This window comes from Arthrobacter sp. FW306-05-C (genome assembly GCF_021801725.1).
Lineage (GTDB): Bacteria > Actinomycetota > Actinomycetes > Actinomycetales > Micrococcaceae > Arthrobacter.
The window spans coordinates 179,853-205,861 of record NZ_CP084557.1; the positions used below are offsets into that span (position 1 = coordinate 179,853).

29 protein-coding genes and 2 riboswitches are annotated in these 26,009 nt (G+C 66.1%); of the genes, 14 read left to right on the forward strand and 15 right to left on the reverse strand.

The features are described from left to right. The first annotated feature begins 143 nt into the window (after window positions 1–143). Both LFT44_RS21595 and LFT44_RS21600 read left to right on the forward strand, forming a co-directional pair. Window positions 144–1,538: an NAD(P)-binding domain-containing protein gene (locus tag LFT44_RS21595; RefSeq protein ID WP_236803128.1), complete on the forward strand. Its 1,395-nt coding sequence runs from the start codon at window positions 144–146 to the stop codon at window positions 1,536–1,538. A 50-nt stretch (window positions 1,539–1,588) separates the two neighbouring features. Next, complete coding sequence (locus LFT44_RS21600; protein ID WP_236803129.1) at window positions 1,589–2,008, forward strand: arsenate-mycothiol transferase ArsC; 420 nt, start codon at window positions 1,589–1,591, stop codon at window positions 2,006–2,008. Between the two features lie 259 nt (window positions 2,009–2,267). Here LFT44_RS21600 and LFT44_RS21605 read toward each other — a convergent pair whose 3' ends face one another. The 4 genes from LFT44_RS21605 to LFT44_RS21620 form a co-directional block, all read right to left on the reverse strand. Further along, window positions 2,268–4,799 carry a heavy metal translocating P-type ATPase gene (locus tag LFT44_RS21605; protein WP_236803130.1) on the reverse strand — a complete coding sequence of 844 codons (2,532 nt, stop codon included), beginning with the start codon at window positions 4,797–4,799 and terminating at the stop codon, window positions 2,268–2,270. A gap of 64 nt (window positions 4,800–4,863) precedes the next feature. After that, window positions 4,864–5,196, reverse strand: a complete 333-nt coding sequence (locus LFT44_RS21610; RefSeq protein ID WP_236803131.1) for a TFIIB-type zinc ribbon-containing protein — start codon at window positions 5,194–5,196, stop codon at window positions 4,864–4,866. Next, a complete protein-coding gene (locus tag LFT44_RS21615) occupies window positions 5,193–5,636 on the reverse strand; it encodes an ArsR/SmtB family transcription factor (RefSeq protein WP_236803132.1) in 444 nt (147 codons plus the stop codon). The genes LFT44_RS21610 and LFT44_RS21615 overlap by 4 nt, the downstream gene beginning before the upstream one ends. Window positions 5,637–5,902: 266 nt before the next feature. Further along, on the reverse strand, window positions 5,903–6,622 hold the full coding sequence (locus LFT44_RS21620) for a ZIP family metal transporter (protein ID WP_236803133.1): 720 nt from the start codon (window positions 6,620–6,622) through the stop codon (window positions 5,903–5,905). A gap of 254 nt (window positions 6,623–6,876) precedes the next feature. Here LFT44_RS21620 and LFT44_RS21625 point away from each other — a divergent pair, with 254 nt between their 5' ends. From LFT44_RS21625 to LFT44_RS21655, 7 genes are all read left to right on the forward strand, one after another. After that, window positions 6,877–7,278: an ArsR/SmtB family transcription factor gene (locus LFT44_RS21625; RefSeq protein WP_236803134.1), complete on the forward strand. Its 402-nt coding sequence runs from the start codon at window positions 6,877–6,879 to the stop codon at window positions 7,276–7,278. Continuing rightward, window positions 7,275–9,230 (forward strand): heavy metal translocating P-type ATPase, encoded by a 1,956-nt coding sequence (locus LFT44_RS21630; RefSeq protein ID WP_236803135.1) that lies wholly within the window; start codon window positions 7,275–7,277, stop codon window positions 9,228–9,230. The genes LFT44_RS21625 and LFT44_RS21630 overlap by 4 nt, the downstream gene beginning before the upstream one ends. Further along, complete coding sequence (gene lspA, locus LFT44_RS21635; protein WP_272910894.1) at window positions 9,227–9,754, forward strand: signal peptidase II; 528 nt, start codon at window positions 9,227–9,229, stop codon at window positions 9,752–9,754. Before LFT44_RS21630 ends, lspA begins: the two co-directional genes overlap by 4 nt. A gap of 340 nt (window positions 9,755–10,094) precedes the next feature. Further along, a riboswitch (cyclic di-AMP (ydaO/yuaA leader) is annotated at window positions 10,095–10,292 on the forward strand. 3 nt (window positions 10,293–10,295) lie between these two features. After that, window positions 10,296–11,075, forward strand: coding sequence for an NlpC/P60 family protein (locus tag LFT44_RS21640; RefSeq protein WP_236803136.1), 780 nt, complete (start codon window positions 10,296–10,298; stop codon window positions 11,073–11,075). 393 nt (window positions 11,076–11,468) lie between these two features. Next, window positions 11,469–11,708 carry a DUF3188 domain-containing protein gene (locus tag LFT44_RS21645; RefSeq protein ID WP_236803137.1) on the forward strand — a complete coding sequence of 80 codons (240 nt, stop codon included), beginning with the start codon at window positions 11,469–11,471 and terminating at the stop codon, window positions 11,706–11,708. Between the two features lie 133 nt (window positions 11,709–11,841). Then, on the forward strand, window positions 11,842–12,015 hold the full coding sequence (locus tag LFT44_RS21650) for a hypothetical protein (protein WP_236803172.1): 174 nt from the start codon (window positions 11,842–11,844) through the stop codon (window positions 12,013–12,015). Window positions 12,016–12,586: 571 nt separating this feature from the next. Further along, on the forward strand, window positions 12,587–12,964 hold the full coding sequence (locus LFT44_RS21655; protein ID WP_236803138.1) for a hypothetical protein: 378 nt from the start codon (window positions 12,587–12,589) through the stop codon (window positions 12,962–12,964). A 58-nt stretch (window positions 12,965–13,022) separates the two neighbouring features. Here the strand turns inward: LFT44_RS21655 and LFT44_RS21660 are convergent, their stop codons facing one another. The 5 genes from LFT44_RS21660 to LFT44_RS21680 form a co-directional block, all read right to left on the reverse strand. After that, window positions 13,023–13,637, reverse strand: coding sequence for a copper resistance CopC family protein (locus LFT44_RS21660; RefSeq protein ID WP_236803139.1), 615 nt, complete (start codon window positions 13,635–13,637; stop codon window positions 13,023–13,025). Window positions 13,638–13,739: 102 nt separating this feature from the next. Next, a complete protein-coding gene (locus tag LFT44_RS21665) occupies window positions 13,740–14,354 on the reverse strand; it encodes a hypothetical protein (protein ID WP_236803140.1) in 615 nt (204 codons plus the stop codon). Window positions 14,355–14,413: 59 nt separating this feature from the next. Beyond that, window positions 14,414–15,106, reverse strand: coding sequence for a DsbA family protein (locus tag LFT44_RS21670; protein ID WP_236803141.1), 693 nt, complete (start codon window positions 15,104–15,106; stop codon window positions 14,414–14,416). Beyond that, on the reverse strand, window positions 15,106–16,023 hold the full coding sequence (locus tag LFT44_RS21675; protein ID WP_236803142.1) for a cation diffusion facilitator family transporter: 918 nt from the start codon (window positions 16,021–16,023) through the stop codon (window positions 15,106–15,108). Before LFT44_RS21675 ends, LFT44_RS21670 begins: the two co-directional genes overlap by 1 nt. Before the next feature lie 285 nt (window positions 16,024–16,308). Continuing rightward, the gene (locus LFT44_RS21680) at window positions 16,309–18,399 is read right to left on the reverse strand and encodes a cytochrome c oxidase assembly protein (RefSeq protein WP_236803143.1); all 2,091 of its coding nucleotides are present in this window, start codon (window positions 18,397–18,399) and stop codon (window positions 16,309–16,311) included. Window positions 18,400–18,589: 190 nt separating this feature from the next. Here LFT44_RS21680 and LFT44_RS21685 point away from each other — a divergent pair, with 190 nt between their 5' ends. After that, window positions 18,590–19,006: an ArsR/SmtB family transcription factor gene (locus LFT44_RS21685; protein WP_272910895.1), complete on the forward strand. Its 417-nt coding sequence runs from the start codon at window positions 18,590–18,592 to the stop codon at window positions 19,004–19,006. Window positions 19,007–19,045: 39 nt separating this feature from the next. Continuing rightward, on the forward strand, window positions 19,046–20,020 hold the full coding sequence (locus LFT44_RS21690; protein WP_236803144.1) for a cytochrome c oxidase assembly protein: 975 nt from the start codon (window positions 19,046–19,048) through the stop codon (window positions 20,018–20,020). A 42-nt stretch (window positions 20,021–20,062) separates the two neighbouring features. On the opposite strand, the gene LFT44_RS21695 is transcribed toward LFT44_RS21690, so the two are convergent. Then, entirely contained in the window at window positions 20,063–20,683 is a 621-nt protein-coding gene (locus tag LFT44_RS21695) for a TlpA family protein disulfide reductase (protein ID WP_236803145.1), read from the reverse strand. Between the two features lie 160 nt (window positions 20,684–20,843). Then, window positions 20,844–21,018, forward strand: a riboswitch (cyclic di-AMP (ydaO/yuaA leader). A gap of 37 nt (window positions 21,019–21,055) precedes the next feature. Between LFT44_RS21695 and LFT44_RS21700 the strand changes: the two genes are divergently transcribed. From LFT44_RS21700 to LFT44_RS21710, 3 genes are read left to right on the forward strand one after another with little or no spacing between them, the layout of a single operon-like run. Beyond that, window positions 21,056–21,823 (forward strand): M23 family metallopeptidase, encoded by a 768-nt coding sequence (locus LFT44_RS21700; protein ID WP_236803146.1) that lies wholly within the window; start codon window positions 21,056–21,058, stop codon window positions 21,821–21,823. After that, complete coding sequence (locus LFT44_RS21705; protein WP_236803147.1) at window positions 21,820–22,500, forward strand: DUF305 domain-containing protein; 681 nt, start codon at window positions 21,820–21,822, stop codon at window positions 22,498–22,500. The genes LFT44_RS21700 and LFT44_RS21705 overlap by 4 nt, the downstream gene beginning before the upstream one ends. Before the next feature lie 50 nt (window positions 22,501–22,550). Continuing rightward, entirely contained in the window at window positions 22,551–23,186 is a 636-nt protein-coding gene (locus LFT44_RS21710) for a DUF3105 domain-containing protein (protein WP_236803148.1), read from the forward strand. A gap of 54 nt (window positions 23,187–23,240) precedes the next feature. On the opposite strand, the gene LFT44_RS21715 is transcribed toward LFT44_RS21710, so the two are convergent. From LFT44_RS21715 to LFT44_RS21735, 5 genes are read right to left on the reverse strand one after another with little or no spacing between them, the layout of a single operon-like run. Next, the gene (locus tag LFT44_RS21715) at window positions 23,241–23,990 is read right to left on the reverse strand and encodes a cytochrome c biogenesis CcdA family protein (RefSeq protein WP_236803149.1); all 750 of its coding nucleotides are present in this window, start codon (window positions 23,988–23,990) and stop codon (window positions 23,241–23,243) included. Beyond that, on the reverse strand, window positions 23,991–24,479 hold the full coding sequence (locus tag LFT44_RS21720; RefSeq protein ID WP_236803150.1) for a signal peptidase II: 489 nt from the start codon (window positions 24,477–24,479) through the stop codon (window positions 23,991–23,993). Then, window positions 24,476–24,793: a hypothetical protein gene (locus LFT44_RS21725; protein ID WP_236803151.1), complete on the reverse strand. Its 318-nt coding sequence runs from the start codon at window positions 24,791–24,793 to the stop codon at window positions 24,476–24,478. Before LFT44_RS21725 ends, LFT44_RS21720 begins: the two co-directional genes overlap by 4 nt. A 3-nt stretch (window positions 24,794–24,796) precedes the next feature. Continuing rightward, entirely contained in the window at window positions 24,797–25,645 is an 849-nt protein-coding gene (locus LFT44_RS21730; protein WP_236803152.1) for a cation diffusion facilitator family transporter, read from the reverse strand. Further along, the gene (locus LFT44_RS21735) at window positions 25,642–25,968 is read right to left on the reverse strand and encodes an ArsR/SmtB family transcription factor (RefSeq protein ID WP_236803153.1); all 327 of its coding nucleotides are present in this window, start codon (window positions 25,966–25,968) and stop codon (window positions 25,642–25,644) included. Before LFT44_RS21735 ends, LFT44_RS21730 begins: the two co-directional genes overlap by 4 nt. Between the last annotated feature and the right edge of the window lie 41 nt (window positions 25,969–26,009).

A 26,009-nucleotide genomic window follows, 5' to 3' on the forward strand; every position in this document is an offset into this window, starting at 1 on the left:
ATGACCAACGGATGCTGCGGCGACTCAGGTTGCTGCGGCGAGGACTGCTGCTGACCCACTCTCCAGGGTCCTGCCGGCCCCACAGGGCTGGCAGGACCCTACCTGATGCGACCGCACCACCACTACGGATGAAAGAGGACACCATGGAATCAGCGCAGAATCTCCGGGTCGCCGTGATCGGCGCAGGCCCGGTCGGCCTGGCCGCCGCGGCCCACCTGCTCGAACGGGGCCTGGAACCGCTGATCTTTGAAGCCGGCACCTCGCCCGGGGCCGCCATTGAACAATGGCGCCACATCCGTCTATTCTCCCCCTGGCGGTTCAACACCGACGCCGCAGCCGAACGCCTCCTCGAAGCCACCGGCTGGGAAGCGCCCCGACCCACCGCACTGCCCTACGGCGGGGAACTGATCGACAACTACCTCACCCCGCTGGCCGCACTGCCCCAGATCGCGTCCCGCCTGCAGACCGGCGCGCGCGTCACTGCCGTCACCCGGCAAGGAATGGACAAAACCCACATCAAGGGCCGCGACACCACACCCTTCACCGTCCGGGTCGAACACAGCGACGGCGAAACCCGCGACCACACCGTCGCCGCCGTCATCGACGCCTCCGGCACCTGGTCCACCCGCAACCCCCTGGGCACCTCAGGACTTCCCGCCATCGGCGAACACACAGCACAGGACCGGATCTCAGCCCCGCTGCCCGACGTCACCGGCCGCGAACGTGCAGCCTTTGCCGGCCGCCGCGTCCTCGTCGTTGGTGCCGGGCACTCCGCCGCCAACACCCTCATCAACCTTGCCGACCTCGCCAAAGACGAGCCGGACACCCGGATCCTCTGGGCCGTCCGCGGCGACTCGGCCGCGAAAGTCTACGGCGGCGGGGACCTGGACGGGCTGCCCGCCCGCGGCCAGCTCGGCGGCCGCGTCCGCCGGCTCGTGGAGGCCGGAAAGATTGAACTGCACACCAGCTTCGGCATCAGCTCCCTCAAATCCCTCGACTCCGGGGTCACCGTGGGCGCGGTGGACGGCCGGACCATCGAGGCCGACGTACTGGTGCCCTGCACCGGATTCCGGCCCGACCTGGACATCCTGCGCGAGCTCCGCCTCAACCTGGACCCCGCCGTGGAAGCACCTACCGAGCTTGGTCCGCTCATCGACCCGGAATTCCACTCCTGCGGCACCGTCCCGCCTCACGGCGCCAAACTCCTGGCCCACGCGTACAAAGACTTCTACATTGTCGGGATGAAGTCCTACGGCCGGGCTCCCACCTTCCTGCTGGCCACCGGGTACGAACAGGTCCGCTCCGTCGCCGCAGCCCTCGCCGGCGACCAGGAATCGGCCGACACCGTCCACCTCGAGCTCCCCGACACCGGGGTCTGCTCCACCGACACCGGCACCAGCTGCGATGTCCCGGCCGCTACATCGGCAGCAGTCGGAGCAGCTCCTGCAGAGGCCGGTTGCTGCGCGGCGCCGGAACCTGTGCTGGTCCGCTTTCCCACCGGTCTTGCCCATGGCCGCTCCGGCACCAGCAACGCCTAACCCTCGCCGCCTCGCATCCCGCCGTCTCACTCAAAAGGAACAATCCGCTCATGACCCACGAAAAGACACCGTCCGTATTGTTCGTCTGCAGCAAGAACGGCGGCAAATCCCAGCTCGCTGCCGGACTCATGCGCGACCTTGCAGGAGATGCCATTGGCGTCTATTCCGCTGGCACCAAGCCGGCTACGAGCCTGAACCCGCAGGCGGTGGAGTCCCTGACCGAGCTGGGCATCAATGTGACCGGCGAATACCCCAAACCTGTCACCGGCGAAGTCCTGGGCGCAGTGGACGCCGTTATTGTCCTGGGTACCGAGGCCAAGCTTGAACCGGTCGAGGGTAAGCGCTTCGAGGTCTGGGAAACGGACGAGCCCTCCGAACGCGGGATCGAGGGCATGGAGCGGATGCGCCTGGTCCGGGACGACATCAAAGCCCGGGTTCAGACGCTCTACACGGAGCTCACCGGAAACTAGCCATGCCCGCCCCGGCGCCGTCACTGACACTGACCACCGAGGGTGCACCGCGCGGCAGACTCATGCGGCATCTCTGGACGGCAGGGCCCGAGATCGCGGGTGGGTTTATTGACCCCTCCCATAAGAGGTAGGTGGGGCTAATGCCTGCATCTAGCTTGGCTAAACAGTACCGAGGTTTGGGGCGGGACCCGGGCGCAGCCTGTCAGGGCTTAAGGGCCCGATCTATCGCTATCCATCGACTCCCGTGCTAAGGCCTATGTCAGGGGTCGGTGATGGTGAGGGCTTCTATTGGGTTTTTGGGTTCGCGGTAGGCCAGGAGGCGGAGGGCGTTGGCGACGACGAGCAGGGTTGATCCTTCGTGGATTACGACGGCGAGGCCAATGCCGATGGCCCCGGTGATGGTTGCCGGTATGAGAATCGCGACGACACCGAGGCTGGCCCAGAGGTTCTGCCGGATGATTCGGCTGGATTGCCGGCTCAGGTTCACGGCGAAGGGGAGCCGTTGCAGGTCATCTCCCATGAGCGCGACGTCGGCGGTTTCCATGGCGACGTCGGAGCCGGCAGCGCCCATCGCGATCCCGACGGTGGCGTTGGCCATGGCCGGTGCGTCGTTGACGCCGTCACCGACCATCGCGACCTTATTTTCCCGGCCGCGCAGCTCGACTACGGCTTTGACTTTGTCCTCGGGGAGCAGGTCTCCGCGGGCCTCATCGAGCCCGAGCTTTCCGGCCACAGCATCCGCGACGTTCTGGTTGTCACCCGAGAGCATGATCATGTGCCGGATACCGGCGCGGCGCAGCTGTGTGATAACGGTTGCTGCGGAGTTCCGGGGAGTGTCCATCAGGCCCAGGACGCCCAGATACTTGGACCCCCGGCGCACGACCATGGTGGTCCGTCCCGCGGCTTCGAGCCGTGCAGTGGAGTCCCGGATGTCCTTGGTCAACGGTGTCCCGTCGGTCTCGGTGAAGAGCTGCTGCTTGCCGATGTGGATCTGTTCGCCGTCGATCAGGGCGCTGACCCCACGGCCGGTGATGCTGGTGACCGCGCCGGCGGTAAGGGGCGGTGTGCCGTCCAGTCGGGCGCGTGCCGCCGTCACGATGGCCGAGGCCAGCGGGTGGTCGCTTTGGGATTCGACGGCGAGTGCGACGGCAAGCAGTTCGGTTTCCTTCACGCCCGCCGCTGGTTCGACGTCGGTCATTTCGGGTTTGCCCTCCGTGAGGGTTCCGGTCTTGTCGAAGGCGATCGCGCTCAGCGTGCCGAGGTTCTCCAAAGGTCCGCCGCCTTTGATGAGCAGGCCGCCGCGGGCTGCCCGGGCGAGCCCGGACAGGACGGCGCTGGGGGTGGAGATTGCCAGCGCGCAGGGGCTGGCCGCGACGAGGACGGCCATGGCCCGATAGAGCGTGGCGGAGAACGGTTCGTCGATGACGAGGCCGGCGAAGAGCAGGGCGAGGACGAGGATCAGCACGGCGGGGACGAATACGCGCTGAAAGCGGTCCGTGAAGCGTTGCGTGGGCGAAATTTGGGCCTGGGCTTCGCTGACCATCCGCACCACGCGGGCGAGCGTTGAGTCCTTGGACAGCCGTGTCACCTCGATCTCCAGCACGCCGGGACCATTGACCGTGCCCGCGTAGATCCGGCTTTCGGCCGGGATGTCCGTCTCCTTCCGGGACGCCTCTTGCCCGATGGGGGTCTTGTCAACTGGGATGCTTTCCCCGGTCACGGCTGACTGGTCCACGCTGCTCTGCCCGACGGTGACGTGACCGTCCGAGGGGATGCGGGTGTTGGGTTTAATGATGACGGTGTCGCCGATCCGCAGTTCCCCGACCGGGATCTCCTGTTCAGCGCCGGCGCGTCTGACGAGTGCGGTGTCCGGGGCGAGTTCGGCCAGGGCCTGGATGGCGCGCCGGGCCCGGCCCATGGCGTAGCTTTCCAGGGCGTGGCCGATACTGAACAGAGCCAGCAGCAGGGCGCCTTCGGCCAGGTCCCCGAGCACCGCGGCCCCGGCGGCTGCGACCAGCATCAGGAAATCGATCTCGAACCGTTTGGCCATCACCGTCTGGATGGCTTCCTTCAGGGTGTAGTAGCCGCCGAAGAAATAGGCGGCGATATACAGCGCGGTGGAAACCACGTCCGGAACGGCAGAGCTGAGCCCCAGGAGGAACCCCGTCGCCAGGGTCAGGGCACACAGCACCGCGAAGATCAGCTCGCTTCGCTCACCAAAGATCCCGCCATGTTTGTGATCATGCTCTTCATGCTTTTCGTGCTTGTGGTCATGCGCGTCCGCTTCTGGCAGGCCGGTTTCAACGGCACCTGCCACAGGGGTTTGGGCGGGACCGGTCCGGTCTGCGCGCGGTGGTGTTCCAAAGCGCGTCAGAAGGTGCAAAACCGCCTTCTCCGAGGTCCTGTCCTTGAGGTATTCAACCGTAACGGAGCCGGTGGCGGAGACGTGGGCCTCCGCCACCCCGTCCAACTCGCGCAGCCGCTGTTCGAGCAGTTGCGCCCGGGCGGACCTGGAGATGCCGTCCACATCAAGGCTGAGGTGGCCAAAGTCGCTGTCCACCCGGGCACCCAGAGACACGGCCAGTTCGCGGATCCGGCGCAGGCTGATGAGACCGGGTTCGAAATGCACACACAGCTGCGCCGCTTCGGCGCCGTCCGGGCGCTTGACATGGGCGTCGATCACGCCCTGCCGGGCCTGCAGGCCCTCGGTCAGACTGCGCACGCAGGCGTCCTGTTCATCCAGCGCCTCGGGCAGAACAGTCTTCAGGTCAAGCTGGGTGTCGATCGCCACGCGTGCTCACTTCTCATAGTCAGGGCCGGTCAGGTTGAGGGGTGCTGGTGCAGGGCTTCGGGGTTCAGTCGAACAGATCTCCGAGGAACCCCCCGCGCTTGCGGCGGTCGTGCCGGTCACCATGACCGCTGTGGTGACCGTCCCGCCGGTCCGGGTAGGGAGACTGGCCGTAAAGGGGCTGCGGAGTCTGGGCATAGGGTGGCTGTGTCATTCCGGATGCCGCGTTCCGGGCAGCGTAGAACGCGGCTTCAGCATCCATCAGGGACTCCAGTTCGCCGCGGTCCAGGAAGATTCCGCGGCACCCTGTGCATTGGTCGATGATGACCCCGTTGCGTTCGTAGGGGCGCATCTCCGATTCGCATTTAGGGCAGGTAAGAGGGGCAGGTGAGGCGTTCATGTCGGCTCCTGACGAGTGGGGTCGGTTAGGGAAGGGGCTGCGGTGACTGCGGGGGAGTGCCCGGCGTGGGTGATCGCCAGGTCCAGCAACATCCGAACGTGGTTGTCGCCGAGACGGTAAAACACGACCCGGCCAGCGCGGCGGGTTTCCACGACTCGGTGCGCGCGCATGAGTCGAAGAGCTTGGCTCACCGAGGATTCGCTGAGACCGGCCACCGAGGCGAGGTCGTGCACGCACACCTCGCCGGCCTCCAGCAGCGTGGCGAGGATCCGCACCCGGCCGGGATCTCCCATCAACCGGAACACCGCGGCGACCCGCTCAACATCCTCGCCTGAGGGCAGTGCCCCCCGAAGAAACTCAACGCGGGAAGGGGCACGGTCGTTGTCCCGATGCCCGGGCGGGGAATCCGGATCAGTAATGGACTGCAGTCGACGACTCATCTGAACAGATTATCATTTGTTCAGATGACGTGGTCATTCATTCACCGGTTTTCACTCCGTCATACTTTCTGTTGTGTGTGACGGCTGGTGTGATGGGGGCGCCTTCAACGTCCCTCGAGCCCCTGTTTCTGTCGAAGCATCTACGCCCTCGACCGTGAGCTCCCTCCCGGATGTCAGTGAGGGGTGGGCGAGATGGACCGAGGAGCGTTTCTCGATGGCGTCAAGGAATGCAGGCTGCACCCACAAACCTGCAGGTCTGGCAGCTCTTACAGGGCGCCCAGGATGTAGATCACGAGGAACCCGAGGAAGAACATGGCACCCAAAAACACCGTTTCTTCCTGTTCATGCGCTTCAGTCAGCAGTTCCTCGACCGTGAGATACAAAAGAGCGGCAGCACCAAAAGCGAGAACAAGGGCCAGGACGGGGGCGCCGGCACCGCCGAGGAAGACAGCGCCACCTATCGCACCGACGGCCGTCAGGAGTCCAAGTCCGCTGCTGGTTGCCGCTGCACGGACGTTGGATATGCCAATTTCCTTGAGCTCTACTGTCAAAGACAGTGCCAGGAACAGGATTTCGATGGTGAGGGCGATGGTGAGGATAAGCGCCTCTCTGGCACCCAGAACAGTCCCCAGCCCCACCAGTAAACCGTCCAGCAGCAGATCGATTCCGACGGCTGCCAGCAGGCCTGTCGGCAATGTCCCGGACGCCGGGGACTGTCTGTCCATTTTTCGGCCCAGGGCGCCCAACAACAGCATGACAGCTGCGCCTGCGGCAAAACCGGCGGCCGCGAACCCGAGGTTTCCTTCTGCCCGCAGGTCCGGGAGTACTTCTCCGGCCAATGCTGCCAGGACCACGCCCGCCGCGAAGTGTTGAATCGCACTGGAGAGTTTTGGCCCCGGGGGCCTTAGGACAGCGATGACCGACCCCAGAGCCGCCGCGGCGACCGGGAACGCGACCAGCACCAGCGTTTGGGCGGAAAGACTCACACTGCCAACACCTTTCAAACCATGCCTTGCTTTAGGCAACCCAGAGGACATGTGCCCTACCCGCCCAGTGCAGGCGGGCTTTTGCTGCCTCACGCTACCGCCAGCGCCCTACCGGAGTCACGGCAAATGTTTGGATATTTGAACCTCACCCCGCTCGGGACTCCGGACGGCATGCCCGAAGCCCTCTGTCAGGTTCCGAAGGACGAGAAAACCCATCGCCAGTTCCCATCGTTTTAATCGGATATCATCGCTGTATGACGATACAAATGGCTGGTTGGGGGGATGCTTGCGGTGGGCTTGCACCCGCAGCGGCTTTGTTTCATTCCTTGAGCGACCCAACGCGGTTGAACATCGTGAAGCGAATGGCCGCCGGCGAGATCCGGGTGGGGGATCTGGCCGGGGAGCTGGGGCTTGCCCAGTCCACCGTGTCCGCCCATGTGGCGTGTCTGCGCGATTGTGGCCTGGTCCAGGGCCGCGCGCAGGGCCGCAGCGTCTATTACTCGCTGTCCCGTCCGGAACTGATGGACATGCTTGCCCAGGCCGAAGTCCTGCTTGCCGCCACCGGCAACGCGGTCAGCCTGTGCCCGAACTACGGCACCGGAAGCACCGGCGCCGTACCGACAAACGTGGAACTGACGAAGGAGAACGCCCGATGAGCGACGCCTGCGGCTGCAGCGACGACAAGCCCGAAACCGTGGCCGAAGAGGCTGAGGAGGCGGTCGGCTTCTGGCAGATCAACGAGATCCGGGCCGCGGCAATCTCGGGTGTGCTGCTCCTGACCGCCTGGATCCTGTCCTTGACCGGGGGCCCGGACTGGCTACGCCTGGTCCTGGAAATCGGGGCGCTGCTGGTCGCGGCGTGGACCTTTGTTCCCTCCACACTGCGGCGTCTGGCCAAAGGCAGGATCGGCGTCGGGACCTTGATGACGATCGCCGCCGTCGGCGCCGTCGCCCTGGGCGAGTTCGAGGAAGCCGCGATGCTCGCTTTCCTTTACTCCATTTCCGAGGGGTTGGAGGAATACTCGCTGGCGAAAACCCGGCGCGGCCTGCGCGCCTTGCTGGATCTGGTCCCGGCCGAAGCGACAGTCCTTCGCGGCGGGACGGAAGTCACCGTTGACCCGGCCGAGCTCGTTCCGGGGGACCGGATGGTCGTCCGCCCGGGCGAACGGTTGGCCACCGACGGCCGGATCATCACCGGCCGCACCTCCCTGGACACCTCGGCCCTGACCGGTGAATCCGTGCCGGTTGAGGCCGGTCCCGGCAGTGATGTCTACGCCGGGTCCATCAACGGCACCGGGCCGCTGGAAGTCGAAGTCACCAGCGCCGCGGAGAACAACTCCCTGGCCCGGATCGTGCACATCGTCGAGGCCGAACAGTCCCGCAAGGGACCCGGGCAGCGCCTGGCGGACAACATCGCCAAGAAACTGGTCCCCGGCATCCTCATCGCCGCGGCCCTGATCATCGCCTTCGGCTTCATCATGGGAGAACCCCTGGTGTGGTTCGAACGCGCCCTGGTCGTCCTCGTAGCCGCATCGCCTTGCGCTTTGGCGATCTCCGTCCCGGTCACCGTTGTCGCCTCCGTCGGCGCCGCCAGCCGCATCGGTGTGCTGATCAAGGGCGGCGGCGCACTGGAAACCCTCGGCAAGATCCGCACCATCGCCCTGGACAAGACCGGCACCCTGACCCGGAACAAGCCTGAAGTCATCGATGTCGCCGCGGCTGGGACCGTCACCCGCGAAGACGTTCTGGCCCTCGCAGCCGGGCTGGAGGCCCGCAGCGAACACCCCCTGGCCCGCGCCATCCTCGCCGCATCCCCCGCCCAGGCCGACGTGACCGACGTCGACACCGTCCCCGGCGCCGGCCTGCAAGGCACCTTTGAGGGCAAGACCGTCCGGCTGGGCCGCCCCGGCTGGATCAACCCCGGCTCCCTCGCCGCGGATGTCGAGCGGATGCAGAAGGCCGGTGCCACCGCCGTCCTGATCGAATCCGCCGGCGAAGTCATTGGTGCCGTCGCTGTCCGTGACGAACTGCGCCCCGAAGCCCGGGACGTCATCGCCCGGCTGACCGCCTCCGGGTACACCACGGCCATGCTCACCGGGGATAACGCGATCACCGCCGCGGCCCTGGGCAAGGACGCCGGGATCACCGAAGTCCACGCCGACCTTCGCCCGGAGGACAAGGCCGAAATCATCCGGACCCTGAAGTCCCGCCAGCCCACCGCCATGGTCGGTGACGGCGTCAACGACGCCCCGGCCCTGGCCACCGCCGACACCGGTGTTGCCATGGGTGCCATGGGCACCGACGTGGCCATTGAAACCGCCGACATCGCCCTGATGGGCGAGGACCTGAACCACCTGCCCCAGGTCCTGGACCACGCCCGCCGGACCCGGTCCATCATGCTGCAGAACGTGGGCCTGTCCCTGCTGCTGATCGCGATCCTGATCCCGCTGGCACTGGTCGGCGCCCTGGGGCTGGCCGCGGTCGTCCTGATCCACGAACTCGCCGAAATCGTGGTGATCGGCAACGGCGTCCGCGCCGGCCGCATCAGCGGCAAAATAATGGCGCTCCGGACGGCCAAACCCGCGCCGGCGCTGGAACCTGCCGCGTGAGCGTCCCGTCCCCGGCAGATCCGGCAGATCCGGCAGGGACACCACCAGTTGCCACCAAAGCATGGCGGGTAAAAATTGGCCTGCTCGCCGCGGCCGCCGTGCTCGCGGTGGCCGACCTGGTCATCAAGGCCTTGGCCGAGGAACTGCTCTCCAACGGTGCCACGGTCGATCTGGGCCTGGTGAACCTGAAGCTGGTGTACAACACCGGGGTGGCTTTCAGCCTCGGGGCTAACCTCGCCCCGTGGCTGGTCATTGCCGCGACCGCCGTCATCGTCCTGGCCATGTCCTGGTACGCAGTGTCCACCGCCCCCGCCATGCCGGCGCTCTCCCGGGCGGGTGCGGCGATGGTGGTTGGCGGCGGTGCCGGGAACCTTGTGGACCGGATGGACGGGCGCGGCGTCGTGGACTACCTGCACAGCGGCTGGTTTCCCACCTTCAACCTCGCCGACGTGTTCGTCACCGTCGGCGTAGGGCTGTATGTGCTGGGCAGCCTGCTGGGATCCCGGGACCAGGAAAAGGCGTAACCAGCTGCAGTCCGGGCACGGGCCTCCTGACGCTGGAAGGACTTGCTCATGCTTGCCAGCATCCTGGCCACGACGGCCGCGTTAGCAGCGACCAAAATCGATGACATTGCTCCCATGCTTTTCCGTTCCTTGAACATGAAGGATCGATGGGCGCTGGGATTGAACGGCTGCGGAAGGCGGTGCAGGCACCGGCGGGTCTGACCAGGTCACTGACGACATCCCGGAAATACCCCGGGTATCAAGCAGGTGGGTGCCAGTCAGGGCGTTATGCAAATGTGACAAATGAGGCTTGTGTGACGTAGGGTCTGAACCGTGCCGGTTTCTCCGAATGCGGCACTCCCGAGCAGACTTGCCTAACTCTGCCGCTGCCAGGGATCCGTTCGTAAAATTCGTCCGGCAGAGACGGGGAACCCAGAGTTGGCCCGCTTCGAGCAGGCCTTGGGGTGAAGCCGTGCCTGGTGCCTTTCGTGTACCATCACGGCCGGGTGCCTCCCATCCGAATCCGACAGCTAACCTCGCAGGCAGTGGGAGAGGCCCTTTCATGCCCATGCGCAAAACTCACGGCCGCCACCGCGCGGTCTCCGTCCAGACCAGCGCCATCGCCGTGCTGTCCAAATCCGTCACCGCAAACGCCGGCACCGCAGGCCGTCAGGCAGCCGTCCTCGCAGCAGCCTCCGGCCTCGTCCTGACTGGCGGCATCACCGCCGCCCAGGCAGCAGACGCCCCGGCCCAGCGCGACGCCGAGCCGGCATCCACCCTCGAAGTCGCAGGCCAGGCCCAGACCCCGCTGACCGCCGACGCCACGATCCAGATCACCTTCGAGCGTCCGGAGGTGGAAACCACGCCGGCACCCGTCGTGGAAGCAGCCAAGCCAGTCGCCGCCGAAGCGCCCAAAGCCGCGGTCCCCGTGGGCGCTGCGACGGTGAAGGCAGCCGCTGCGCCCGCCAAGGCCCAGGTCACCGTCACCCCTGCCGCGCCGGCGCCCGCGCCAGCCGCGGGCGGGATCAACGGCATCATGCTGTCCTCCGCCTACGCCCAGATCGGTATGATCCAGGACTGCACACGGCTAGTCGAAAACGCCCTCAACGCTGCCGGCATCCCCGTCGGCGACCTCGGGCCGATGCAGTTCATGAACTACGGCACCGTCGTCACCGACCCGCAGCCCGGCGACATGGTCATGCAGCCCGGCCACGTAGGAATCTACGTCGGCAACGGCCAAGTCCTCAGCTCCGGCCTGAACGGCAAGAACGAAACAGCGGTCCACCCCCTGACCTGGATGACCTCCAAAGGCGCCGTGACCTTCGTGCGCGCAGGCAAATAAAACCACTGAAGGCCGGTGATTCAATGCCTTGGGGGCAATGAATCACCGGCCTTCAGCATGCCCTCGCACGCTGGACCCTCTGTCGAGGGTGGAGTGCCCTGCCTCTTACTCCGGTCCGGTGCCTCGGAACCTCTGCACCCTCAAACCAAGGGACCGGAGACGCCGGAAGTCCCGCCGGAGCCTGTGGTGCTGAGGTGCTGAGGTGCTGAGGTGCTGAGGTGCTGAGGTGCAACCGTACAGCCGCAGTCTCGCTCGTTTCCGCGGATACGCGCCTTGGCTGTTGAGCTCTCCAGAGGAGTTCCGGCGATCGCGGCGAGAAGTACTGCGGGCGCCAATCCCATGCGTGTGCGGCACGTGAAAAGGTGGGCAGGGCTTTCCGCATATGCTGGATGGGTGCTAAACGAGTTTTGGGCCACCGCACCTGCATCGTACAAAGCGGTTGTTTTCAGTGCCATGGCCCTGATTGCGCTGGGAATCGCGATTAACATTTTTGGCCAGACCGCCAAAAATGAGGCCCTGTCGTTTGCATCGCTGGCTGTCATAGGCGCGGGACTGCTGCTTCACGCTGCAGGGGTTGTCATCCGCGGACATCAGGTCCAGAAACGCCTTCGGAATTCTTCAAGAAAAGGATGACCCAGTGCAGAACGCTTTCGTTGCGGCTGGCCTTCACGCCCTAAGCACGATGCCTACTCCCGGTCCCGGAACTGACGGGCTGAGGCCCGGTTTGAGTCCCGATCAGGTGTCACCGGGATTTCTCGGGTTTCTGATGACGGCGTTTATGGTCATAGCCGTCGTGATGCTCATGGTGTCCATGACCCGGCGGATCCGCCGCGTGCGCTACCAGGCGCAGATCCGTCTGCCAGGGCAGGACAGCCCGGACGGAGCGGATACGAACCTTGCCGTCGCCGGTGAGCCGCAAGCCAGAAAGCACACAACCTAGCGAAACTTCCGGGGCCCGGTCTAGTGGTTCGCCAATTTGTTCCAGCATGTCACCCGGCCGTTATCCTTCCCTCAGGGGATCGCGACCCTCTTGCCCGGCGAGATGACGCCGTAGCCCAGGCGGCGGTTGTGCCAGCAGCGTACCGAGCGCCTGGGAGAAATTGATTGGGCCGGCCGGCAGCCCGCACCGCTAGGCGGAACCTTGCCGCTTTCCAGGTCTTGGCCAGGCCGGCGAGGTAGCGGGGGCCGCCCTCCGTTTCCATCCAGATCAGCTTCAATGCCACGGGCAGCGGCGGTACGATTCACCACGGTCATGGTCCTGATACCAGCCATGGCATTGACGCTGGGGCTGACCAGCCGGGACCTGGTGGACGCGCGAGTCCATTCATCCATTCCTGTACAGTCGTTAGGGGCTTCATAGCGCCCCACGGATGCTGTCCCGCGCCCGGGCCAGTCCTGACGATGATTCAAGGAACCGTATGACCGCTGAAAATATGATGGCTGAGGGTCCTCATCGGCCGGCCGCGCCGTCCCGGGCATCGGGTATGCCGCTTGGTTGCCGGCGTTTGTTGATGGTTGGCGGTATCTGCGTTCCGATCGGCCTCGTTGCCGGACCATTTTTGCTGCCTGCTCAACTGTTGGCCGTCGCGGGAATTGTCCTGCTGGCTGTTGCGTTGTCCCACGGGCCCGGTGAACGCTGGTTTTGGCGCTGGTCGTTGGCTGTCGCCGCGGCTGGTGGCCTGTGGCTGGCCGCTACGGCGGCGTACTACATCACGATCATGGTCGCCGCTGAGGCGTCTGCCCCGTTGCCGGTTTTCGCGCAGGGACTCTTTACTGCCGGGGCGGTGTCCGTTGCGGTCATGGCGGTCGCAGCCCTGACCGCTGCGCTGCTGAGGATGCTGGCGAATCGCCGGAAAGCCCGGGAAGCGGGGGCGTCTGTCCGGTCCTAGGCCGTTCCTTGGTTCTTTCCGGTGTTCCCGTGCGACGGGAACACCGGAAAGACGTAGGTCAGGAGCGTTGTCCGGCGTTTCTGCGGCGCAGCCACCAGGTCACGGCCAGCGCCGCTGCCAGGATCCCGAAGGCGATTCCCACGGCCAGCGGCGCGTTATCGTCGTTGGGCCTCGGGGCCGTCGGCGGCATGGCGTTGGCGGTGTTTTGCGGGGCCTGCGAGGAGGCGGCAGCTGAAGGGCTTGCGGATGCCGACGGCTGGGACGATGCGGCGGTCGCGGGCGCTTGGACGGTGAAGGCGTAATTGCCTTCGATGGGGTGCCCGTCCGAGGACACGGCCCGCCAAAGCACCTTGTAGCTGCCCGGGGTCCCTGGGGCGATTTTGGTTGACAAGGTCGCCCCGTCGACGCTTACGGTGCCGTCGCTGACGGTGTTCCCGGCGCCGTCGGTGACGGTGATGACACTCAGGTTCAGGGACGCTGAATCCGTGGGAGGCTCGGTGAGGGTCAGTGACACTGTTTCGGGCGCGGTGGCCACGACTGCGTCGCGGGCCGGAGCCGTGGAGGACAGGGCGTCATGGGCGACGGCAGGGGAGGCCACCGCGGCGGCGGGCAGCAGCAGAGCTGCGACGGCTGCGAGGCGCAGGCGGGTACTAATTCTGGGGCGCGGTTTCATGGTTGGTTTCCTTTGGGAATGATTTTGGGTGCACGACGTTTCCGCTGAAACGTGCTTGCAGGGTGCAGGCGCGGCGGTGGCTGCAGGCCTGCGAAAAGGGCTTCAGGCGGTAGCGGGGGGCCCGCGCCGGGAATGGGTGTGGAGTATTATCCGGCGCAGAACCGGGGCCCGGGGCGGGGCCGGAACCAGCGGTGCCAGGGCCGGAATGAAGGGGACCGGCGCGAGGAAAAGTACGGGTCGGAGCCAGGTTGCCAGCGCCCAGAGGGCTGATTCGCCTTTGGCCAGCAGCAGCGCGGTCAGCACCGTCGCGCCGAGGTGGGCGGTGATCATGGCAGGTCCCAGGTCCCACACCAGCTGCGGATGCATGTCCTGCCCTGCGGGCAGCAGCGCCCCGGAGCCAATCAGGGGGTGGTGGTGTGTCCCCGGCGCGACAGGCGGGAGGGCAGAGCCGACGGCAGCTGTCGGAGGGAACGCGGACATCACTGAGTGCAGCAGGCCCTGACCGCCGGCCAGGACCATACCAAGAACCGGCGCCTTCAGCTTCCATCTGGTCAGGATGATGACGGCCAGGACCAGCAGGGACATGCAGGCCGCCAGTACCGGTGCCGGGGGCAGGAGGCCGCCGGCGGAGACGTGCGCCGCCGCGGCCAGTGACAGGGTTGATCCTGCCAGGGCGGCGGTCCGCAGCAACCGGAACGGCGCGCGCTGAACTCTCATCCCGGTCCTTCCTGTGGGGCTGGGTCTTGCGGGACTCTGCTGGAGGCGGCGGGCAACCGCTACTGGGCGGCGTCCGTCAGTTTCTGGCGGAATTCCTCCATCGTGTTCGGCGTCAATTTTTCACCGTTGAGGAAGAACGTCGGCGTCCCGGTCACGCCCAGCGCCTTACCGTCCGCGATGTCCTGACGGATCCGGTCTTTAGTGGCTTCGTTGGCCACAGCGGCGTCGTAGGCGGTCAGGTCCAGTCCGAGTTCTTCGGCGAAAGTGCGGAACAGGGGTGCCTGGGAGTCCTGCTTTTCACCCCACTGCGGCTGGGTCTCGAACATTTTCGCGGCCATCTGTTCGTATTTTCCCTGCTGGGCTGCGGCTTCGACAGCCAGCGCCGCCTGCCCGGAATTTCGGTGGGCCGGGAGGGGAAAGTAACGGTGGACGACCGTGATCCGGTCACCGAATTCTGCCTTCAGCTCGGCCACGACGGGTTCAGCAGCCTTGCAGGCTTCGCACTCGAAGTCCAAAAACTCTACCAGTTGGGCCTTCTCGGTTGCCGGAGCGGTGACCCGGTGGCTGTCCTCGCGGACGAGCTGGGCATCGGCTACGGGCTGGACGGCCACCGGCGCGGGTTTGTTGAGCGTAAACACGGCGTACCAGATGGCTCCTGCGGCCAGGATGACTCCGAGCAGGATCCAGATGACGGTTCTGGCGCGTTTGGCAGGGTCTGCCGGGGCGGCAGAAGTGGCTTTTCGTTGTGACATCAGTGATGAATGCTTTCCTGGTCGCGGTGGGCTGCTGCTTCAATCTGGAAGGTGGAGTGTTCGACGCTGACGTCGAAATGTTCGGCGACGCAGCGCTGCAGGTCAGCCAGGATGGTGGAGGCGTGCCCGTCGGTCAGGCAGCCGTCTTCGACGGTGACGTGGGCCGAGAGTACCGGGGTTCCGGAACCGACGAGGGACGCGTGCAGGTCGTGGACGTCTATGACGTGGGGAAGGGCGAGGATGTGCTCCCGGACCTGGCCCAGATCCAGCCCGGCGGGCGCGTTTTCCATCAGCACATTCACCGTGTCGCGGAGCAGTCTCAGTGTGCGGGGGATGATCAGGACCCCGATGAGCAGGGACACCACGGCATCGGCCTGCACCCAGCCGGTCAGGGCGATGATGATCGCCGCAACGATGACGGCCACGGATCCCAGGGCATCGTTCAGGACTTCAAGGAAGGCGGCCTTCATGTTGAAGTTATGATTCCGGCCTGATGCCAAAACAATCAGCCCGATGGCATTGCCGGCCAGACCGATGACGCCGAACCACAGCATTGTCGGTCCGGCGATTTCCGGCGGTTCGAAAAACCTGCGGATGCCCTCGATAATCACGAACGCGCCAACGCCCAGCAGAAGGGCAGCCTGGAAGGCCGCTGCGATGATTTCGGCGCGCTTGTAACCCCAGGTGCGTTTCAGCGTCGGCGGTTTCAGGGCCAGCGAGGCTGCGATCAGCGCGATCAGCAGACCGGTGGAGTCGGTGAACATGTGCCCGGCATCGGCCAGCAGCGCGAGGCTTCCGGTCAGCACGGCACCGATGATTTCCGCGGCCATGACGCTGAACGTAACAGCGAAAACGATGATGAGTTTTCCGCGGTGGCCGGCACCTGCCGCAGCGTGGTCGTGGTCATGTCCGCTCATGAGGGATCCTTCACAGTGGTTGGCGGGGCAGGGGTGGGGGCTTCTTGTCCTGGCCGCAGCCGGATTCTTTGCAGGTACCGGGCGGATCTACGCTGCGGATCATCGGGGGCAGGCGCGGGGCGGGGGCCGGAGAGTTCGGGGCGAGCCCGCTCTTCCGGCTGGACTGACCGGACCGTGGCCCCGCAGACAGGCCCAGGGGTTGGACCGGACCGGCTGGTTCATCCTGGTGTTCGAATTCATGAACGTCTGCACCGGGTGCGGCCGGGATCGGCGGAATTTCCGTCGTCACCGGCGCGGCCCGCCGCTGCCGCCGGGGCCCGGGTGGGTGCGTTCGCCCAGTTGGGCGAGCATGGCGTTGTAGGCCTCCAGGTCGGCATCATGGTTTCTGTCCGCTGCCCGGTCGGTCCTGCGGGTTTCCCGGGCATCGGAGCGGGACCACATGACGGCGACTCCGATCGCGATCAGCAGGGTCGGGACCTCCCCGATTCCCCAGGTGATGGCCCCGGCCATCTGCTGGTCAGCCAGCGGGGAAAGACCCCAGTCCCGGCCCAGCCCGGTAAACCATTCCGGCTGCAGGAGGGTGGTGGCGCCCATCAGGGCGACGCCGAAAAATGCGTGGAAAGCCATTGTGGCCAGCAGCAGCAGCAGCCGCAGCGGATACGGCGCCCGGCGGGGCACTGGATCGGTGCCGATCATGGACAGGACGAACAGGTAGCCGGTGATGACGAAGTGGACGGTCATCAGTTCATGGCCGGCATGTTCACGCAGGGCAAACCCGAAGGCGTCGGAGTAGTAGAACAGCACGATCGAGCCGGCGAAGTTCGCGGCGACAAAAAGCGGATGGGTCACAACGGCGGCCGGCCGGGAGTGCACCAGGATCATGATCCATTCCCGCGGTCCGCGTGTCCCGTCATGCCGGGGAGCCAGGGTCCGCAGGGCCAGGGTTACGGGGGCACCGAGAACGAGGAACACCGGAACGATCATGGTCAGCGCCATGTGGTCGAGCATGTGGGCACTGAACAGGACCCGCCCGTAGACCGAGGGGCCGCCGGAGGTGAAGAAGACCAGGGCAGCCAGGCCCACCAGCCACATCAGGCCCCGGGGCCAGGGCCACCTGTCCCCTCGCCGCTTCAGCAGCCGGGCGGCCCGAAGGTACAGGTACGCGGCCACCAGTGCCACAGCAATCCAGAGCCAGTCCGGGCGCCAGACCGTGAACCAGCGTTCGGGGGTCAGTTCCGGCGGCAGCAGGTAGCCCGTGAGGATTTGTGCCGGCGTCAGAGCCGGTTCGATGTCCTCGCCCAGAGGAGGGGGAGTGCGGCTCAGTGCGGCGGCCAGTCCGCTGACCGCTCCCATGATAAGCACCTCAACAACGATCAGCCGCCAGAACAGCCCAGTGGCCCGCGTCGCTCCTGCGGCGGCTGACAGAGCCGGAATGAGCCGCCTGCGGTGCAGGAGCCCGAGGCCGCCCAGGACGATGGCACCGGCCGTTTTCCCCATCAGCAGCACCCCATAGGGTGAGGTGAGGCCGGCGGGGGAATCGATGCGGATGGCCGCGTTGATCACCCCGGAGGCCACAACGAGGATGAAGGCGAACCCGGCGAGGGTTGAAAACCGTTTCACGACCGCGGCGGTGTCGCTGCCCAGCGCGGTGCCCGCTGCCGCCAGGGCGACCAGCCCGCCGAACCAGAGGCAGACGCCAACAAGGTGCAGGCCCAGTGAGTTGATGGCCTGTTCATGATCGCTGCCACCGGCGGCGTGTCCGATCAGGATCATCGGCACCAACCCGCCCATAGCCAGCCCGGCGGTCGCGGCCAGCCCGGCCGGGGAGCGGAGGCCGAAGGTCGCCGTCGCCACCGTCGCGGAGATGATCACCACCCACAGCCAGGCCGTCCCGGTAGGGAGCTCTGTAATGTAGGACGCCAGCTGCGAGGCGAATTGCCGGCTGCCGGAGATCGGTACCCCGGCGATATCGGCGAAGCTGAACACGATGACCGCCACCGCCGACAGCATCCACAGAATGCTCGCCGCACAGGCCAGGTTCATGATGCGCCCAAATGCAGGATGCTCCGGGACTGGAGCCCCGGAGCTGCCGCCGGCCTGCTTGTTTTTCCGCATCCGTGACATGGACGGCGGAACAATGAAGGCCGCGAAAACCAACGCCCCGATGGTGGCCGCCGCAGAGACGTTATGGACCGTCTGAACTATGCCAAAACCCCACCGGACCAGGGACCCCGGGTCCCGGGTTTCAGCCGGCAACGTCCCCCTGCCATACGCGGTCGCGACAAGCACCGCAGCGATGGCGAGAAGCCCTGCAACGGCCAACCACCAAGGCCTTGGCACTGCTGCCGGCCGCCCGGTTGGAAGCTTCACAGCCACAAGAAATCCTTCGCAGTAGACCTGCCGCACGGCAGGACACCGGGGCACATGCCGTCAGGACCGGCACCAAACCAGATTATCTGTAAGGTTGTTCAGACGATAATTCGGCTGGTTTCTGATCCTGCGTCAGTGGCCAGGCCCGGTCCTGAAGCGAATGTGAAGCATTAGCAGTCGAAGGTAATCTTGATGAATGACCACCTCTCCGATGCCCGCAGCGGCAGCCCGCGGCAGCGACTGTGCCGTCCGGCTGGTGGACGCCGACCGGGTCCGCTCCGTCCGGGACAGGATGCCGCAGGAGTCCGACGTCGCCGATCTTGCCGTGATTTTCGGTCTCCTGGCCGATCCCGGACGCGTACGGATCCTCATCGCCCTGCTCGAGGGGGAGATGTGTGTCTGCGACCTGGCCGCGACAACGGGTCTGAGCGAATCCGGTGTTTCGCACGCCCTGCGCCTGCTGCGCGGGCCCAAGGTCGTCACGGTCCGGCGTTCGGGCCGGATGGCCTACTACTCGCTGGCCGATTCGCACGTCCGTTTACTCCTGGATCTTGGCCTGACCCACGTCGGGCACACGGGCCAGGACCGTCTGCAGTCAGCAGCCAGCAGCTGACACCGATGCGGCGGGGGAAGTGCGCAGGGGGGTTCGAGAATGAACGGTGATTACCGTATCGACGGCCCGGTCTGGCTGCCGATCCTGCCCCCGTCATTGGGCGAGTATCTGGCCCCGAACCTGCAGCCCGTTCCGCTCATTCCGGCACTGGCGCTGGCCGCTGCCGTCCTCTACCTGGCCGGGGCCATCACTCTCTGGCGCCGGGGCCGGGCCTGGTCGCCGATACGCACCATCTCGTTCCTCACCGGCTGCGCCGCCATCGCCGTGGTCATGGGCGCCGGGATCGAAGGCTACGGGCTGCGCATGTTCTCCATTTTCATGTTCCAGCAACTGACGCTGATGATGGCCGTTCCGCCGCTACTGGTTGTCGGCTCACCCGGCACCCTGCTGCTGCGCACGACACCACACAACCGGCTGGGCCGGCCCGTGCTTCAGGCCGCGATCTGGGGCCTGCGCTCCAGATGGGGACGCCTGGCCATCCACCCGGGGTTCATGGTCCCCCTGTTCCTGCTGAGCTTTTACGGCGTGTACTTCTCTGGGCTCGCCGATCTGCTGCTGCCCAGCTGGTACGGGCACGTCGGGCTGGAGTTGCTGTTCCTGCTCGCCGGGATCCTCTTCACCGTGCCGCTAATCTCGGCCGACCCATTGCCCACCCGGCAGACCCATTTTGGGCGGTTGATCGATATTTTCGCGGAAATGCCACTGCATGCCTTTTTCGGGGTGGTCATCATGATGGCAACGGATCCGATGGTCGAATTCTTTGCCGTCCCGCCCGAAAGCTGGAATATCAATCCACTGCAGGACCAGGGAGTTGCCGGCGGGCTGGCATGGTCCTACGGGGAGCTGCCGGGGGTACTGCTGCTGATGTTCATCCTGGTCCGGTGGCAGCGGGACGAAGCCAGCGGGTGGGCCCGGTCAGAACGGGCAGTAGCCAGCGCCGGCGGCGATGCGGACATGGATGCCTACAACCAGTACCTGCAGCAGCTGGCCAACCGGCCCGAACGGCACCGCTGAACCGGCCTGGCCTGCCGCGTCGTTACCTTCCGAACACTTCCCTTACTGTCCGGCAAGCGCCGATACGATGAGCGCCTTCAGGGTCCCTTTCTCGGAGATCCCGAGGATCCTCGCGCTGACCCGGGCCTCCCGGTCCAGGACAAGGGTGGTGGGAACGGCGCGCGGCGGCACGTAGGTCGTCATGGCCAGCAGGATCCCGCCGTTGCTGTCATCAAAACTGGGATAACCCACCCCGAACGTGCGTTCAAAGGCAGCCGCAGTCGGCGCATCGTCCCGGACGTTCACGCCATAGAACAGCACTCCCTGGTCCCGGAATTCATTGTTCAGCGCGACCAGGTCCGGCGCTTCCTTCCGGCAGGGAGCACAGCCCGCGTACCAGAAATTCAGGACCACCACGTTGCCCGCCCAGTCGTCCGAGGAGACGGTTTCCCCGCTGAACAGCGTCCCGGTCAGGGAAACCTTCGAACCGCGCGCGTCGGGACGGTACTCGTTGACTGAACCATCACCTGCGATGTAGTTCTTGTCGTCCCCTGCGCGTGCCTGCGCGGCGAGGGAATCCTCCTGCGCCCCGCAACCGGACAGGGCCAGCGCCGCAGCACCGAGCCCCAGAACAGCCCGCCGGGGCGGGCACTTGCCTTCTCCTGCACGCTTGAACAGATCCACAGTCGTTGATTCTATCCCGTGTAGAAAAGGGAGCGGCGGGCGGTTTGCAGGCGACTATCAGGTAAATCACAGGATTATAACGATTTCAGGACCTGCCTGTAATGTTGATACAGGCATTTGTGTATCAGTGCCTTCGAGGCCGAAAGCCAACCCCGCCCGGGCCTCGCAAACGACGAGCTTCACAGGCGGGGGCGGAGAACCCATCTTCCGGCAGCTGCGCTGCCTTGGGGTGAAGCCGGAGCTGAAGACTGCATCGAGCGGTTCGAGTCCCCGGCCGGGCTTGATCCTTGGCCCGAACCCGACAGCTAACTTCGCAGGCGCTGAAAGGACCCCATGCCGTCTTCCCCTGCCCGCGGCCGGCACCGTAGCCCGGTGCCCGCCCGAGCCTGGCGCGTCGATTCTGCCGCTCCCCGGCACAGTCGGCGCCAGCCCACCAGCCGGGACTTCGCCGTCCTTCGACGCAACCTTCCGGCAGCGGCCACCATCACCGCAGCAATGCTGGTCGGCGCAGCCATCACTGCGGCCAATGCCGGCACGGGCACTGACCGGCCCGCTGCGGCAGGCGCGGAACAGGTGGCCGCAATCGAGGTTCCGGCGCAGGCTTCGCCGGGCGCCAGCATCTCCTTCGACCGGTCCCCGGTGGCCACTGTCCCGGCCCCGGCCGTACCCGAGTCCCCGGCGGCCGGGTCTGCCGGGGCTTCGGCGCAGCTGGTCCCCGCGGCAGCTGTTCCCGCCAGCCCGGCGGCTTTGTCGGGGCTCACCGCACCGTTGGCGAGCATGTCCGTAGCGTCGCCGTTCGGTTTCCGCACCAGTCCGATAACCGGGGGATCCGGGGAGCTTCACACCGGCCTTGACCTGGTGGCGTCCTGCCAGACAGCCGTGTTCGCGGCCGGAACCGGAACGGTGGTCGAGGCAGGATGGTCCGCGTACGGCGGGGGAAACCGGATCGTGGTCGACCACGGCAACGGCCTGAAAAGCACCTACAACCACCTGGCCTCGATCGAGACGAGCGTCGGTGCCCCCGTCGCCGCGGGGCAGCGGCTGGCCGCTGCCGGAACAACGGGAAACTCCACCGGCTGCCACCTGCATTTCGAGGTGCTCTTCAACGGCCAGACCGTTGATCCCCAGGGCTGGCTGTGACCGCAGCGAACCCCAGGGCGGGCGCGGCAGGCCGCGCACCACGGCCGGTTCAGCGTCGCGGCCTGCTGTGGGCCGTCTTCGTCACCGTGGTTATCCTCACCGCGCTGGCTTTCTTCGCCATCGGCCGGCTCTCCGGCGCGCCGCAGCAGATCTCCGATGACGGACCGGATGCCGGATTTGCCCGTGACATGCAGGTCCACCACGCCCAGGCCGTGGAGATGGCCCTGATCATCAGGGATACGTCCACGAACGAAGAAATCCGCGCGGTCGCCTATGACATCGCGACCACCCAGCAGCACCAGAAGGGTCAGATGTTCGCCTGGCTGCAGGGATGGGGCCTGTCCCAGGCAGGCAAAGGGAAGCCCATGGCCTGGATGGGGGCCGGGAGCGGGGACCACGGACAGTCCCACGGGGCCTCTGCTGCCGCGGCACCGCAGACAGAGATGGAGGGCATGGCGACGCCCGAACAGATGCAGGCCCTCCGGGCCGCTTCCGGGACAGAGGCGGACCGGCTTTTCACTGATCTGATGATCCGCCACCACCAGGGCGGGGTGGCGATGGCCACTGCGGCCGTGAACCTCGCCGAGACCGCCCGCGTCCGCGACTTCGCCGCCGGCCTGATGGAAGCGCAAAGCGCTGAAATACTGGCTTTGCAGGACCTGCGCGCCCGACTTTGACCACCCGCAGCCCATTCCGGCCGCACCAGCGACGAAAGCGAGCCCACCTGATGCCCCAGCCCCGGCCCTCCCACGCGGAACGACAGGCGATCCTGAAGGCCCTGCAGGCAAAACAGCGGGCCAAGGCGCGCCGTAAAGCCTGGCTGCTCTACGGTGCGGCGGCGGTCGTCGTCGCCGCGATCATCGGAGCCGTGGCGTTTGTTGTAGTCGGCGAGGTGCGCCAGCGCGAGGAAGCCGCCGCGGCGGCTTCCCGGCCGATAGAGGGTGAGCAGGACTTCCCGGACCAGTCCAGGAACCATACGAGGGAACCGGTCAGCTACCCCAGGGCCCCTGCCACCGGAGGGGACCACGCCCCGGTCTGGACGAACTGCGGGATCTACACCGCCCCCGTGCAGCAGACCCAGGCGGTGCATTCCCTGGAGCACGGCGCCGTGTGGCTCACCTACCGTCCCGACCTGGCTGCGGACCAGATTGCCGAACTGACCGCTGCCGCCGACGGGCAGCCGTATCTCCTGCTCAGTCCCGTCCCCGACCAGGAGGCTCCCATCGTGGCCACGGCATGGGGCAAGCAGCTGGCCTTGCAGACCAGCAGCGATGAACGCCTTGCTCCGTTCATTAAGAAGTACCGCCAGGGCCCGCAGACGCCTGAGCCGGGAGCCGTCTGCACCGGCGGTATCCAGGGCTGACAAGCAGCCGCAGGGCTGTCCTCAATGTCGGCTGACAGGTCACTGGCCAAATACTTAGACGGGCATGAGGAAGGTCCCTGCCAGGTTCTGCAGCTGATAAATCCACTTCACCCACAGCCCGGAGACCATCAGAACACCAAGGATGATCAACATCGCCGCCCCGGCGATGTTGACCGCACGGATATGGGCCCTGACAACCGCCAGGACCCGGGAAACCCAGTTCAGGCCGAAAGCGACCAGCACAAAAGGGATCCCCAGGCCCAGACAATAGACGAACGCCAGCAGCGCACCGCGCCAGGCGCTGGCGGCCGTGACGCTCAGGCTGAGCACTGCACTGAGGGTCGGACCCATGCACGGGGTCCAGCCGAGCCCAAACACCACGCCCAGCACCGGGGCGCCGGCCAATCCTTTCCTGCCCGGAGCACGGAATTTCCTGGTCTGCTGCAGCCAGGAGAAACCGCCCAGCAGGACCAGCCCCATCAGGATGACGACGACGCCCAGGACCCGCATCAGTGGATCCTGCCACCGCACCAGCCATGAGCCGATGGCACCGAAGGCTGCACCGTAGAGGGTAAATACCGCCCCGAAGCCGAGAATGAACAAGGCCACCCCGGTCAGGACACGGCGCCGGTTCCCGGGCTGGCCGGGATCGGTCAGCCCGGAGACGAACCCCAGATACCCCGGGACCAGCGGAAGAATACACGGCGAGAGGAACGAAACCAGGCCCGCGACCGCTGCGAGCGGCAGTGCCAGCACCAGCGCACCGGACGTCACGCTTGAAGCAAAAAATTCTCCGATGTCCACTTACTGCCCTTCCCCTACCGCGCCGCGTACCGTTCCCAGAACCAGCAGCCCTGCCCCGGCCACCACGAAAACCCCGGCAAGATTCGAACTCGGCAACCACCCGGTATGCAGGTAATCCACAACCCCGTCCCCATCCAGCAGGTCCACAAGATTCCCCAGGGCACCACCGAGCAGGAGCGCCGCACCGGACAGCGAAAGTTTCCTCAACCGCGGGGCGGCCCGGACCAGGACGGCGGCCAGCACAGCAACAAGCGCCACAGCACCCAGCACCAGTGCCCCCGGGGGAAGCCAGGACAGGGGACCGAAACCGGCGCCGGTGTCGTAGGCCACCCGCACAGTAAACAATCCGAAATCCGTGTCGTGGCTGTCGTGGCCGAGGGTCTGCACCAGGGCGGCCTTGACCGAGAGATCGGTCACCGCCAGGGCCGCGGCAGAAAGGACCAGGACAGATCTGGCGGCAGTGGAGTGCTCAGAGTCCAGTACACTCACGTGCTCGAGGCGGCAGTGCCGCGCACCGCGGCCCGCAGGGATTCAGCGGAGGGCAGCCCGGAAAGACCGGTATTGGCAGGATAGAGCCGGCAGCTTAATCCGGCGTCCGCTGTGGAAGGAAACAGGTCCTTCCCTCCGGCCAGGAATGACGGGGAGCCGCGGAACAGCACAGCGGCGGCCTCGGATTCGGAGCTGATCTCACGAACTGTCAGCAGTTCGGGTTCAAGTCCCTCAGCGTGCAGTACGTTCTTGAAGAGCTCCACTGCGGGTCCGGAGTTGGGGCAGCCAGGTATGGTGCGCACTTCGTAGGACATGCCTTACTCTCCCCGGCGTGCCAGCGGCAGGGAAAGGCTGCGGGGTTCAGGTTGCGGTGCAGCCGCCGTTCCGCAGCCCTCGCAGCATGGTCCCGCTGCAGGGGCGGCAGAACTGGCGGGGTGGGGGAGGGCGGAGGTGGCGCCATCTTCGGAGCCCTTGTCCGGTGCGGCAGGTGCGCAGCAGGCGTCCTCCGCCGCCTCGCCGTGCTCCGCGGTGGCGTGCGGGACCGCACAGCAGACATCGCCCTTCCAGGCGTTGACGCCTTCCCGGACGGCGATCGCAGCGATGACCAGGGCCGCCCCTGCATCTGCCCACCACCAGCCCAAGGTGCTGTTCAACACCAAGCCCACCAGCAGAACAGCCGAAAGATACGTGCACAACAGGGTCTGTTTGGAATCAGCGACAGCCGTGCGGGAACCCAATTCCCGGCCCGCGCGGCGCTGCAGCCAGGACAGGACCGGCATGATCGCCAGGGACAGCGCGGCGATCACGATGCCCGCCGTGGAGTGCTGCGCCTCACCGCCGCCGGCCAGGGAACGGACCGAATCCACGGTAACGAACAGGGCCAGGGCGAAAAAGGACACCGCGATGATCCGCAGCGTCACGTGTTCGCGCCGTGCCGGGTCCTGTGCGGAGAACTGCCAGGACAGAGCAACCGCCGATGCCACCTCGATCACCGAATCCAGGCCGAAGCCGATGAGCGCAGAGGAGTCCGCCAGATTGCCGGCCCAAAGCGCGATGACGGCTTCGATGACGTTATACGTGATGGTCGCGGCCGCGAAAAAACGGATCCGGCGGCTCAATACTGCACGGCGTCCCGTATCCGCAGTGAGCAGGAGGGCCCCGCTCATGCCACGCACGTCCCGTCAGCGGCGCAGCAGGCCGGATCAACGGCCAGCACCACACCCAGCAGATCCCTGATCGCGTGCCCCAGCCGGGCGTCAGTAAGCTCATACCGGGTCCGCCGGCCATCCGGAACGGCCACCACCAGACCGCAGCCACGCAGGCAGGTCAGGTGATTGGACATGCTCTGCCGCGAAACACCGAGGGATTCGGCGAGTTCGGACGGGTACCCGGGCCCCTCAGCCAAGGCCAGCAAAACCTTGGCCCTGGTCGGATCCGAGACCGCATACCCAAACCGTGCCAGAACCGGAGCGTTCGTGAGCGTTTCCATAACCCCAGAGTACATTTAGGAATGTATCAATGTAAAAGTCT